Source organism: Scytonema sp. HK-05, assembly GCF_963872035.1.
In the GTDB taxonomy this organism is placed as follows: Bacteria; Cyanobacteriota; Cyanobacteriia; order Cyanobacteriales; family Nostocaceae; genus Kalymmatonema.
In genome coordinates this window covers 83,556-97,042 of the sequence record NZ_CAWMYC010000158.1, presented here as the reverse complement: position 1 = coordinate 97,042, position 13,487 = coordinate 83,556, and the positions used below count along the sequence as shown (strand labels likewise).

6 protein-coding genes are annotated in these 13,487 nt (G+C 45.0%); 3 read left to right on the top strand and 3 right to left on the bottom strand.

The genetic code is table 11. The annotated features are described in order from the left end of the window. Window positions 1-100 precede the first annotated feature (100 nt). The 3 genes from AACT52_RS36820 to AACT52_RS36810 form a co-directional block, all read right to left on the bottom strand. Window positions 101-3,694, bottom strand: a complete 3,594-nt coding sequence (locus AACT52_RS36820; RefSeq protein WP_073628475.1) for a PAS domain S-box protein — start codon at window positions 3,692-3,694, stop codon at window positions 101-103. Between the two features lie 602 nt (window positions 3,695-4,296). After that, a complete protein-coding gene (locus AACT52_RS36815) occupies window positions 4,297-6,141 on the bottom strand; it encodes a tetratricopeptide repeat protein (RefSeq protein ID WP_073628473.1) in 1,845 nt (614 codons plus the stop codon). A gap of 127 nt (window positions 6,142-6,268) precedes the next feature. Next, window positions 6,269-9,088 carry a hybrid sensor histidine kinase/response regulator gene (locus AACT52_RS36810; protein ID WP_073628471.1) on the bottom strand — a complete coding sequence of 940 codons (2,820 nt, stop codon included), beginning with the start codon at window positions 9,086-9,088 and terminating at the stop codon, window positions 6,269-6,271. Window positions 9,089-9,396: 308 nt separating this feature from the next. On the opposite strand from AACT52_RS36810, the gene AACT52_RS36805 reads away from it, so the two are divergent. The 3 genes from AACT52_RS36805 to AACT52_RS36795 all read left to right on the top strand — a co-directional run bounded on the left by AACT52_RS36805 (window position 9,397) and on the right by AACT52_RS36795 (window position 13,468). After that, the gene (locus AACT52_RS36805) at window positions 9,397-10,932 is read left to right on the top strand and encodes a DEAD/DEAH box helicase family protein (protein WP_073628469.1); all 1,536 of its coding nucleotides are present in this window, start codon (window positions 9,397-9,399) and stop codon (window positions 10,930-10,932) included. 56 nt (window positions 10,933-10,988) lie between these two features. Beyond that, window positions 10,989-12,203 (top strand): DUF790 family protein, encoded by a 1,215-nt coding sequence (locus tag AACT52_RS36800; RefSeq protein WP_073628631.1) that lies wholly within the window; start codon window positions 10,989-10,991, stop codon window positions 12,201-12,203. A gap of 140 nt (window positions 12,204-12,343) precedes the next feature. Continuing rightward, window positions 12,344-13,468, top strand: coding sequence for a tetratricopeptide repeat protein (locus AACT52_RS36795; protein ID WP_073628467.1), 1,125 nt, complete (start codon window positions 12,344-12,346; stop codon window positions 13,466-13,468). Window positions 13,469-13,487 lie beyond the last annotated feature (19 nt).

The window sequence follows — 13,487 nt, the reverse complement described above, 5'->3', positions numbered from 1 at the left end:
TTTTGAATTTTGAATGAGCGAATTTTGAATTCCCCATTCGCGTAGCGTGCCCGTAAGCGCAAGCGCACACTACGTGTTGGCGCAGCCTGTCCGTAAGGACTTACGCGCAGCGTGTCCGTAAGGACTCAGGGCTTAGGGGTTGACTGTTGCGTCTACAGAGGTTGGCAATTGCCACTGCTAACTCGGCTGGCTCTACAGGTTTAGTAAGGTGTGTTTGAAAACCTGCTGAGATGATCTTGTTATGGTCAGTCTCTGCTGCAAATGCTGTTAGGGCGATCGCCGGTAACGTCTTTCCTGAGGCTCCCTCCAAAGCTCTCACTTGACGAATCAGCATATATCCGTTCATTTCAGGCATTGCAATATCGCTTAACAGTAAATCGGGTTGTGTTTGTGCGATCGCCTCGAGTGCCTCGCTTGCCGACGCAACTGCCTTGACTTCAACCCCATACTGCTCAAGGATGAAAACTAGTAAATTCAGCGTATCAACATTATCATCCACAACCACGATTCGCAAGCCCTTAAGATCTAAGGAATGCTCAGGTAACTGATAATCCTTACTTGTTTGTGAAACACCAGTCGTGAGCAGGGGTAGCGTTACCGTAAAGGTTGCTCCCAGCCCTTCTCCTAGGCTCGTGACTTGAACAGAACCACTATGGAGTTCAACCAGGTTGCGGACAATTGCTAGCCCTAGCCCCAGCCCGCCGTACGTTCTTGTCGTTGCATCATCCGCTTGTCGGAAGCGGTCAAACACATGGGGCAGAAAGTCGGGACTAATGCCTTTGCCAGTGTCAGTGACTGTCATTTGGGCAAAAGAGCCAACTTGTTCCAGGCGAATTTCTACCCGACCACCTGCGGGTGTGAACTTAACGGCATTCGTGACTAGATTCCAAACCACTTGCTGTAAGCGGTTGGAATCGCCCTCGAGTGTGCTTACAGCAGAAGCAAACTGCGTCTGAATTTGAATTGATTTCGCTTCAGCGGCCAGACGCACGGTTTCCACTGCTGCTTCAATCGTAGCAACCAAGTCAACCGCAGAGACATTCAAGCTGAGCTTACCGCGCAGAATCCGCGAAACATCAAGCAAATCGTCAATCAACCGCGCTTGCAATTTCGCATTGCGCTCAATGATTTCTAGCGCTTGAGTCGTCTTTGCTGCATCCAATTTTCGGCACTTGAGGAGTTGTGACCAGCCCAAAATCGGATTCAACGGGGAGCGCAGTTCGTGCGAGACAATTGCCAAAAAGTCATCTTTCATCCGGTTGACTTTTTCGAGTTCTATTCGGGCAGCACGTTCCCGTTGCAAAGCCTGTGCCCGTTCCTCGATCGCCAACTTCTGATCGTGAATATCGGTACATGAGCCAAACCATTGCATAATTTGACCGTCTCGATCTCGCAATGGAAACGCCCGTGCTAAATGCCAGCGGTATTCTCCGTTAGAAGCACAACGGAGACGGTACTCAATCTCATAAGTTTTTCCAGTTTGAAGGGAATTTTGCCAAACTTTGATTGTGCGTTGCACGTCGTCGGGATGCAAAATATGTTGCCATCCTTCGCCTTGTGTTTGTTCTAGCGTCGTTCCGGTGTATTCATACCAGCGTTGATTGAAGTATTCATGATAGCCATCTGGCTTGGTAATCCAAAACATCTGCGGCATTGTATCCGCAAGTGTGCGAAACATTAATTCACTGCGATCGCGTTCTGCTTCTGCCTGCTTACGAGCAGTCATGTCGATAACACAAGAGAACCCGTATTCTGGCGAATCCTTAAATAAGGCAGCAGCAATCAACACAGACACACGGCTGCCATCTTTGCGGAAGAATTCTTTCTCGAATGGTGTGCAAACTCCATACTTTTTAAGTTCCTCAGCTGCTTGCTGAGTTCGCTCAACCTGTTCTAGTGGAGTCATATCAAGCCAATGCAGTTTGCCTAAGAGCAAATCCTGCTGTGTATAGCCAACCATTTGCAAAAAGGCGTCATTGGCTTCTGTGATGTTGCCGCTCATATTACCGAAAAACACGCCTAAAATATTAGACTCAACAATGTGCCGGAATCGAGCTTCGCTATTTTGCAGTGCGATTTCTATCTGCTTGCTATCTGTGATATCAACATTGACTCCTACCAACCGCCAGGGTTGACCTGCATCATCATAAAGAATTCTCGCTCTCGTTTGCAGCCAGCGAATCCTACCATCCCTCCTAATGATACGAAAGTCGGCGAAAAATTCGCTCGTACCTGTCGTTAGAGAATGGCTGAATTCTGCTTCTATCTTAGGTAAATCATCCGGGTGAGCCCATCTTGCCCAGTCTTCGCGAGTGCCGCCAAACTCACCAGGTTGCAAACCGTAGATCGCTTCTAGCTCCTTTGACCAAAGATTCACATTGGTTTGTATATTCCAGTCAAAGCTGCCCAATTTAGCTGCTGTTTGCGCTAAATCAAGCCATTCCTGCTTTTGACGCAATGCTGCTTCTATCTGTTGGCGTTCTGCCTCCGCTTGCTTGTGCTCAGTCACATCCAGGAATGCTCCGACAACTCCTCTTACAGCACCGTCCGGCTCTCGCAATGGCACAGCTTTGCCGTAAATTGACCTGACATCATCTTCACTAAAGACAAATTCAAATTCTGCCTCAACTTCTTGCCCAGTGCGGCTGGCTTGCTGCATCGCTAGTTCATCAAGTGGAATATCTTGACCATTTTTCTGGATTTTAAATGGGAAGGGATATTCTCCACTAGCAGGAGTCGCCGTCATGACGGAACCTGGTGACAAGCGCATCAATTCGTAGGCAGTTCGATTGACTGTCATGTGATGGCATTGTGGATCATGAGCAATCCAGACAGCAGCTGGAACAGTCTCCATGATAGTTTCGAGTTCTTCTGCTCGTGCTTTGGCGATCGCTTCACTTTGCCGCAATGCTTCCTCTGCGACTTTACGAGCAGTGATGTCTACGTTGACAGCCACTGCATTCACAACAGTACCTGTTTGATCTCGAATGGGCACGGCAGAATTGAGGATGGTTTTTCGCTGCCCGTCAAACGTCTCAATATCAATCTCTTCGCTAATCACCGCCTTACCTGTAGCCAAGGTACGGGCTAATGCCCACTCTTTGGCAGCAACAGGTTTGCCTGTACTTGCCCACCAGCCTTTGTATTTGTGGTATTGACTGGCATCATCCAACAATGGTGCATCCGCACCCCAAATCGCTTTGACCGTTGGATTGATTTCTAAAAGCCGTCCCTTCGCATCAGAAATCAGGACTCCAACAGGTAAAATATCTAACACGCTGCGGAGACGCTGACGTTCGAGATCACGATTTGCTTGTTCTTGTGCCAGTATTTTCTCTACTTGTTTGAGTTCTGTTCGTTCCCTAGCAGTCTGTTGCTCTACATTTAACGAGCTCATCAATAATGCGACTGAACTGAATACGATTAACTCTAATCTGTCAGCCCTACTGGCTATAGCTAACAAGTCAAACGGCTCTGTAAAGAAGTAGTCGTTAACTAAAATAGTCAAAACTGTGGACACTAAACCAGAAGCCAGTCCCCCATACCAGCTACTGAAGACTACAGCAGCAAAGAAAAGTAGTGAAACCTCTTGCTTAAGCTGTGATCCTAATAGCAAGCCCAGTAGCAGTGCTAATAAAACTGAAAAAACGGAGACACTGTAACGCAGCAGTTGGGGAGGCTGGACTTTGAACATACTGCTGGGATTCCTTGCTATAAATTGGTTTATAAGAGACAGGTTTTCATTTTACTCTGAGCAATAGCTTAAGAACTATTTATAAGGTAAATCTTAAATAAAGATGGGTTTATGGCGTGTCACGTATGGCAGTCCTATTTCATTTGTGTTCGCTTGCGTGGCGTTAGGCGCTAGACGTGGCGTCAGCCATAGCCATACTTAGCTTCTTTTACGAACCGCAGAGGACGCAGCGAAAAGTTGTCAGGAGGAGCTAGAGCCATGCAGTGAGGCAGCGCTCTTGGTAGGGTTTCCCTCGTGCCGGCTCTGCCGAAAGGGTTTCCCACGCCCAGGTGACTGGCGTTGGTTTCCCGACAGAGCAAACTTTTCAAGACACACACAGAGGAAGAAGAGAGAGAATCTCATGTGCCTCCTCAAAGGAGGAGCTTACGCGCTCCGTGTAGCGTGCTTGTAGGGCTTATTATTTAGGATTGCTATATCGTTGTTTTAATAAAAGCTTACATTATAGATAAAAAGCAATTTATGTCTAGATTTCAGTATGCTTGTTTTAGCTTGATAAAGCTTGCATTTTTAGAGCCTCAGACATAGAGCCTGAGGTATAAATACTACATACTTTGCTTGTACTCTTCTAACAGTTGAGGAATATAATCATACCCATCAACACCAATCACCGGAATGATTTTAGAACGATTTTGTTGCAATAAGTTCCTGAAACTTTCTTCCCCTATTTCTCCCTGTAAAATTGTTAGCAATGCTGCTGTTTTATGCCATTCATTGGAAGCAATTTGGTTTAACAAATACATTCCTAAACAACCTGTGGAAATTGCTTTTTCCTGGTCTTGTAGATTATAATAAGCTTCTGCTAACTTCGCTAAATTCAAAGCTTGGAGATACAAATCGCCAGAAATTTGCGCTGCTTGCAAGCCGTCTTCCAAATATTTAATCGCTGTTTGTGGTTGTTCGATAACTAGATAAGCGATGCCTAAACTACTGACACACAGAGCTTTACTTTGAACATCACCCAATCTTTCTGATAGTGTTAAGCCTTGTTGTAAGTAGTTAATCGGCATTTCATAGGTCTCGGGTTCTACTTGTTCGAGCTGCTGTGCCTGCATGACTTCGCTGTAGCCCAAGTTTACCAGAGCATTTGCTTCTCCCGTGCGATCGCCTGTTTGCCGACTCAGTATTAATGCACGTTGGCTGTAGTTAATTGCCTCATCATACATTTTTTGGGCAACGTAAGTACGGCTGAGGTGGTTGAGATTGGCAATTTCACAAGGGCGATCGCCTGAATTGCGTGCTATCTCCAAGGCTTGCTGATGAAACTCTACAGAGCGCTTATATTGTCCAAATGCTCGTTGAGAATAGCCTAAAAGTGTCAAAACCCTTGCTTTTTCTTGAGTACCCTCAGCTTGACGCAACGGTTCATCCAGATAATTCAGTGCATCCCGCAAATAGCTGCCAGAAAACGAAGCGAAAATTCCGCCGTACAAGGGAAAGTATGGACGCTGTGCAAAAGTTCGCAGAATCTGTAGCATCACTTGAGAACAACCAGCGCTGTACATTGCCGCACTACTAAAACCATCTGCTAGTTGACTCCAAATCACTGCAAACGTCAAGAAAGTTGAAATTGACAACTTTGACCCTGCTTTGACGTTGTATGGTTGTTGATCAAACCAGTTGACTAACCCTCGTTGCAAGTACTGCAAAACGATTGCCATCTCCACCCAGTCGCGGACGGTGATACCGCGCTGCTGTTGGGCAAATTCTATTGCAGATTGCTCCATTGCCAAGGTGCGAAACAGTGCTTGGGGTAACTCAGTATTCACTTGCTTTGCCCAAGTTGCCCAAGGACCACGTTCTCCCGGTACGCCGCCAAATCCCAGTGACTCCCGGCTTTGCTCGTACATCCAGCTGATCAAGTGGTCTTGCAGTCGCACCCAAGCAGCTACACCACGGGTGATACCTTCTGATATTTGCTGCAAATCAGAATCAGGCTGAGCAAATTGCTGTAAAGATTTTGACAATTGCTGAATTTGCTGCAAATTGAGTGCATTCTTTCGGTTAAAGTCGATAGTGCGTAAGAATGCAGTAAGACGCTGTCCTGCTTCGGCTGTAGTAATTTCTTTAATTGCAGAAGTAATGGCTTCTACGACTTTATTTTGCTGTTGAGCGCGTTGCCATTGACTTTGAATCGTCTTTATTGCCCTAAGAGTGCGGGTTGCTTTCGCTTGCTTAAGTTCATCTTTTTCGGTGTCTACTTGTTGCTGGGTGGAATTGAGGCGATCGCTCAAACCTAACTCAAAAACTTCCCCTGTGTCAGCAGTCACACCTTTAAGCAACATTTGATACACTTGCTCTTGAGAGCTAATCTTGCCCTTAAGTGTATTTTGGACAATTTCGTCGATTAAGGCGAGATACTTTTCACGCAATGGCAGAGAATCAGACACTTTAGCAACCAGAAAGGGATACGTTAATTTTAATTCCTGTCTCGGTAAAGGTGCATAAGAAGATTAGGGGGACAAATCAATTCAAAATTCACGCATTCAAAATAAGAACTCTGTCCCTCCCTCCTCTTCAAATGCGTCCGGCGAGGTTGGCAACAACGGTAGCTAACTCGGTTGGGTTGACTGGTTTGGGAACATGAAGCTGAAAACCTGCGTTGAGTGCTTGTGTACGGTCTTCTGCTCTAGCATATGCTGTCAACGCCACTGCTGGAGTTCGTCCGCTTTCACCAGGAAGCGCCCTGACTTTACGAATCAAGGAGTAGCCATCTTCTTGTGGCATACCAATATCGCTGATCAAGACATCCGGTTGAAATTTTTGCAGGGCAACAAGTGCCTCACGAGCAGATGATACTGCTATGACTTGTGCTTTATGCTGTAAGAGCACTGTGGACAAAAGCTGACGGGCGTCTGGCTCATCATCTACGACTAGCACCCGCAAGCCTCCCAAGTTTGGAAGATCGTTCTCAACCACTTGAGTGTCTGGTGTAGATAAAAGCTGCTTTGCCTCACTTGTCTTTGTGGCAACAACTTTCATAGGCAGATTGACAATGAACGTTGCCCCCTGTCCAATTCCTGCACTTTCGGCACGAACTGTACCACCGTGTAATTCTACCAAATGGCGCACAATGGCTAAACCCAAACCGAGCCCGCCATGCGATCGCGTACTTGAGCTATCAGCTTGGCGGAAGCGCTCAAATACATACGGCAAAAACTCAGGAGCAATGCCTTCTCCTGTATCTCTCACCTGAAATTGCACGCGGGAATTTATGCTTTCAAGTCGTACATCTACCGTTCCCCCCTTAGGTGTGAACTTAACGGCGTTGGAGAGTAAATTCCACACAATTTGTTGCAAGCGGTTGGCATCGCCCAAAATGACTCCGACACAAGGGTCTGAAAAATATTGAATACAAATTTCCTTGGCGTCAGCACCTGGAACAACAGTATCAATTGCTACCTTGATCAGCGATACTAGTTTGACTGGGCGCAGATCTAAACGGAGTTTCCCAGTAATGATACGCGATACATCCAAGACATCTTCTATCAGTGTTGTTAAGGATTTCGTGTTGCGGTCAATTGTTTCTAGCGCTCGGGCAGTGGTTTCCTCATCAAATTTACGGCTCCTGAGTAGTTGTGTCCAGCCAAGCATTGCGTTGAGCGGGGTACGGAGTTCGTGGGAGAGTGTAGCTAAAAACTCATCCTTCATGCGATTTGCTGCTTGTGCCGACTCGCGGGAAGCTTGTTCTCTTGCCAACAGTTGTTCGCGTTCTTGCTCTGCTTGCTTGCGATCGCTAATGTCAATCATAAATCCACGCAGTATCTGCGGTCCATTTTCACCCCGCACGACATTGACAATGTCATACAGCCACACGACTCTGCCATCTGCTGCCAACATTCTATATTCAAATTCGTAATTCTCCAGAGACAGCGAAGACTCTATGCAATGTTTGATTGTCCACTCCCGATCCTCTGGATGGATATGATCAGCCCAGAAATTATCTGTGTACCAATCTGACAATGGATAGCCAAGAATTTCAACTGTTTGCGGTCCTACATAAGTAAAATTCCCTGTAGTAGCGTCTGCCTCCCAAGGAATCACTCGCACCTTTTCTGCCAGTTTGCGAAACCGTTCTTCGCTGTCTTTGAGAGCTGCTTCTGAAAGCTTGCGTTCTGAGATATCACTAATTAAGGCAACAAATCCTACGACTTCTCCTCCTTGGCTAAATTGAGGAACGTAAGAGACGTTCACATAACGGGTGACACCATCTTCATAATCTAAATTTGTCTCATAGGAGACTTGCTCTCCTCTTAATACCGCTTCCACATATGGACGAATCGACTCATAAACTGACTCGCCCACAACTTCTTTAATATGCTTGCCGTAAATTTCTGACGCGGGAATCTCATGCCATTGTTCGTATCTTTTATTATTAAAACGATACCGTTGCTCGGCATCGACATAGGAAATTAAAACTGGCACAGCATCTGTAATTAGGCGCAGTTGTTCTTCTCGTTGACGCAATGCTTCTTCCATCCGTTTGCGTTCCCTCAAATCGAGAGAGAATACAATCATCTCCTGTTGAGTGTCGTAAGGTTCCTGCAACAGTGCACCACCGATGAGAATTGGGACACGGCTACCATCTTTGTGGATGTATTCTTTCTCAAAGGGAGTGCCAACTCCCTGTTTGCTGAGTTCTTCTGTTCGTTGTGCATCCAAATGCCGATATTCCGGCGCTGTTATGGCATCCCAACGTAACTTGCCTTTTAGTAGTTCTTCACGGGTATAGCCCACCATATTGAGAAAATAGTCGTTGGCGTAGTGAACACCGCCACTAAAGTCACCTAAGGCTACACCAAAAATATTCGACTCCACCAGTCTTCGGAACAGCTTGTCGCTCTCGCGCGTGGTATCTTCACACTGGCGTTCTGTCATGTCGTGTTGAGTTCCCCACCCTCGCACTAAAACGCCATTTTCCACACTTCCCACAAGATTCTTCACCAAGTACTGAGAATTTCCATGCTTATCTATCTCATGGGATACATCAATTCTATCAAAGCCCTGGTTAGCACTGCCTAACCTTGAATTTAGCGAGCTAATAAGAATCGCTACAGGTACGAACGTCCCTAACTGCAATATGTTATCCAGAGCAAAATTGCCTAGCAAGTACACAGGTTCTGTAAAAAAGTAGCCCATAGCCAAAGTAGACAGAGCAGTAGCCAGCAACCCTGGTTGCATCCCACCATACCAGGTACTCACTGCTACAGCCGCAAAAAACAGTTGGCACAAGGTTGGCATCAGCAGTGACTGTAGCAATAGTGTTAGTATGAACGCGCCACCAACAGCTAAGGCTGCCACAGCGTAAGGCACAAGAAGAGGGCGAATTCCTTTCAAAGCGGGTTCTCCTTTGGTGCAGCACTCACAGCAACAATTGCTTGCTCTACTGCTGTAGCTTGTATCAGCAACTTTACTTTGTTAAAACTCTAATTGCAGATAATTTTAAAGAGTTTTAAATTTTTTTCAAAAATACCGAAAATAACTTTATATTTATTTAACATTTTTTCATTTTTCCTTGACCTTCATAAAACCTCGCGGTGAGTGTGGAAAAGAGCGCGACTTGGATTTCTCATGCAGCTTTTACGTTATTCATAGTTAAATGTGAGAGATATCTTGCATTTTAAGAAAGCGAAGGATAGCGAAAAATGGCTCGCACATCCACATTAACTTTTGATCGTGGCACATTAATTTTGCATCCACCACCACGCGGCAAAGCTTGGATGGATTTTGCTACATGGGATGATAGAGTGGAAAAATTCCGCATTCCGGCTATTCATTACCGTGCTTTGGTGGAAGCAATGCAAGCGGAAAATACTGACTTTATCGATGAAGCTAAGGCGTTTTATCCTCTGGAGTTGGTTCCCAGTGTGGAAATGGAGCCTTATCCCCACCAAAGTGAGGCGCTAGCAGCTTGGAAACTCGCGGGAAGACAAGGGGTGGTAGTGCTTCCCACAGCAGCAGGAAAGACGTATTTGGCGCAGATGGCGATGCAAGCAACACCGCGCACGACGCTGATTGTCGTACCAACGCTGGATTTAATGCACCAGTGGTATGCTCATTTAAAGGCGGCGTTTCCCGATACTGAGGTGGGGTTGCTAGGAGGTGGTTCGCGGGATAGAACACCTGTACTTGTTGCCACTTATGATAGTGCAGCAATTCATGCGGAAAGTCTGGGGAATCTGTATGCTTTGTTAATTTTTGATGAATGTCATCATTTGCCAACAGATTTTAGTCGAGTGATTGCGGAATACGCGATCGCACCCTACCGTCTGGGACTATCCGCCACACCCGAACGTACCGATGGCAAACACGCTGATTTAAATATTTTAATAGGCACAGAAGTTTATCGTAAAAGGGCTGAAGATTTAGCGGGAAAGGCGTTAGCAGAACATGAAATTGTACAACTTAAGGTGAAATTATCACAACTGGAACGGGAAAGATACACTCAGCTGATTCAAACTCGCAACGACTTTTTAAAGGAATCAAAGATTTCTTTAGGGAGTCTTCAAGGCTGGCAACATTTTGTGCAGATGAGTGCGCGATCGCAAGCTGGACGTAGAGCAATGTTAGCACACCGGGAAGCGAAAGAAATTGCTTTGGGCACTGATGGGAAGATAAGAGTTCTTGCTGATATATTGGCTCAACATTATCCAGAACGTGTTTTGATTTTTACTGCTGATAATGCTACGGTTTATCATATTTCGCAACAGTTTCTTGTTCCGGCTATTACTCATCAAACTCCTGTGAAGGAACGTCATGAGATATTAACAAAATTTCGGGAGGGAGAGTATAAAACTCTGGTTGCTTCTCATGTTTTGAATGAGGGTGTTGATGTACCTGCGGCTTCTGTTGCTGTTATTTTATCTGGGACTGGTTCGACACGGGAGTATATTCAAAGATTGGGAAGGGTTTTAAGGAAGGGGAAGGATAATAATAAGCAGGCGATTTTATATGAGGTGGTGGCGGAGGATACGAGTGAGGAGGGGACTTCGGCGAGGAGAAGAGGGGTGGAGAGAAATGAACCGCCAAAACGCCAAGAGCGCCAAGATAAAGAGGAGAAGAAAGGGAATTTGCGGGTTATTTATGGGAGTGGACAGGAAAAGAATCTTAAGGCTGCTGAACAGTTAGAGATAAATTATAAGGTTCAAAAAAAGCCGCCGATAAACACGGATGAAAGTTGATAATGTTTCAATAGTTCTTTGTGTTCATCTGCTATAAGCTGCGGTTTAAAATTCCAATGTTACCAACAGAGTTACTAAGTCACAGGCAAAATGGGGAAGAGATCATCCCGAAGAGACTAAAGATTGATGATCAGAATTTGGCGATCGCCACTGAGTTAATGACTTGTTTTCAGAAGGTTGTGGGCGATACTCAGGGTGCGCTGGAGCGTCAGTTGTTGGAGTTGGAGGGGGATACTCCTGATTATAGAATCAAGCGGGGTTTGGCTTATATCCTCAAAAGCGCTTTTTGCACGTTTGAGGTTGTGAGTCCTTTGGAACCTCAAATGTTACGAGAAAGGGTTTTTGCAATGGCTGCGAAGTCTCCTCCGAGTCGGGAGTTGACTGAGGTTACGTTGACAAAGATTGCTCTGGAATTGAGTCACGAACTTGAGCGTGAAGTTTTGCCGAAACAAGTTCGTGAGGGGTTATATGCAGATTTGTCTGAGAATAAAATTTTAACTGCTTTTGATACACCAGACTCTAAGGAACTGTTGCATCGATACAATTTATCTCAAGTGCAAGGGGTGTTTTATAAGGCGAGTCAGTTGATAATAAATGCTCATCGTAATGTTCCAGGGCAATATAAGCTTTTATTTCGCTATCTTAAGCTATTTCAATTAATGTCTTATATTGAGGGAGATGCTGACCACGGGTTTACAATTACGATTGATGGTCCGACGAGTTTGTTTACTCCAAGTACACGGTATGGTTTGGCAATAGCTAAGCTTATTCCGGCGTTACTTCATGTAACAAAATGGAGCCTTTCTGCGACTCTGCAAACTCGCGATTTTTACACGAATACATGGAAAACTGGGCGTTTTACTCTCAATTCTGAATGTGGGTTGGTGTCTCATTATTCAGCCGGCAAGCCATATGATAGTATGCTGGAAGAGTCTTTTGCTAATAAGTGGGAGTCAATGAAAACGGATTGGGTGTTAGAGCGAGAGGTTGACTTAATTCCCATTCCTGGAAGTGTGATGATTCCCGATTTTAGATTAGTTCATCCTGATGGTCGTACGTTTTTATTAGAAATAGTTGGTTATTGGCGACCAGAGTATTTACAAAAAAAGTTTTCACAGGTGCGGCGTTCGGGATGCGATAACTTGATTTTAGCAATTTCTGAGCGCTTGAATTTGGATAAGGCAGGAGTCAAATTAAATGATGTTCCTGCAAGAATTGTTTGGTTTAAAGATAAGTTGTTACCAAAATCAGTGTTAGCGGTGATGGAATAAAAAGGGGGTAGCTTTGTCACCGACTTCTGTTAATTAACCCCTACTTCCCCTACTGTCGCCACTTCCCCCTCTCCCCATGAGAGATGCGTCCTGATTTTGGGAACACTAAATGTATCACCATTATTAACAGGGATTGGTCGATGTGGAATCGTGAATGGAATCCCATCTCGAAAAATATAGTTCTCCTGCAATCGCTTACAGCATACCTGACAGCAAGGAAACGCGGTACTATCACCCATGACTTTAGCCATTTACAACTAAAGATGCTAGTTCCACAGGCTGAGGACGATGGCGCTTTTCTCCCGCCTCTTCGAGGCGATCGCTCAAGAGAAGCATACACGCTACTACGGCAAGGAGTTCAACAGCAGCAAGCTGGAGATTTACCTGTAGCTATGAAGTCTTTGCAAGAATCGCTGGCGTTATTTCAAGCAATTGGAGACATTGAAAAACAAGCACTTGTGCTTTCTTGTTTGGGTTTTATAGTTTACATCTTAGGAGACTACAAGAGTGTAATTTCCTACTCACAAGAGTGTTTGTCTTTAACAAAAGATATAGCAAACTTACAAATCGTAAAAATGCAGACACTTTCGTATTTAGGCAATGCTTACCGTCATTTATGCAAGCATAACAAGGCAATTGAGTTTCTACAAGAGTGTTTGAAAATAGCGCAACAACTACAAGATAAGCGAAGTCAGGTGGCAGGACTAAATAATTTGGGATTAGTTTATAAAGCTTTGGGTGATCTTGCTCGGGCGATTGAATTTAAACAGCAAAGCTTAGAAATTGTGCGGGAACTCCACGATGATTGGGGCGAGGAGCAAATCCTGAAGAATTTGGGCAACGATTGCTATGCTTTAGGGGATTATGCTAAAGCGATCGCCTACTACGAGCAGTGTCTGAAAATCGCTTACTCGCTTAACAACCAACCTAGTGCAACTCAGGTGTTAAAGAATCTGGGTCATGCTTGTTATGCACTCGGCGATTATGCCAAAGCTATTATGTACTATGAGCAACGTTTACTATTAGCTAGGGCAATGAAAGATCAGCGCAGTCAAGAACAATCATTAGGTAGTTTGGGAGTTGCGCTTGAAGCCTTGGGTGATTACGCTAAAGCAATTACTTACTATCAAGAACATTTGGAGCTAGCTAAGTTTCTCAAAAACCGTGGTAGTGAGGAGAAAATTCTTGCCAGTTTAAGGATGGCTTACTACGCTTTGGGTGACTATACAAGACTCATGGAATATCAACTATGGATAGAAAAATGATGAATGATAAATTATGAAT

What these genes read in the sequence shown, in the direction of transcription:
- AACT52_RS36820 (WP_073628475.1), bottom strand. Translation starts at nt 3,694, where the DNA reads ATGTTCAAAGTCCAGCCTCCCCAACTGCTGCGTTACAGTGTCTCCGTT.
- AACT52_RS36795 (WP_073628467.1), top strand. Translation starts at nt 12,344, where the DNA reads ATGTGGAATCGTGAATGGAATCCCATCTCGAAAAATATAGTTCTCCTG.
- AACT52_RS36800 (WP_073628631.1), top strand. Translation starts at nt 10,989, where the DNA reads ATGTTACCAACAGAGTTACTAAGTCACAGGCAAAATGGGGAAGAGATC.
- AACT52_RS36805 (WP_073628469.1), top strand. Translation starts at nt 9,397, where the DNA reads ATGGCTCGCACATCCACATTAACTTTTGATCGTGGCACATTAATTTTG.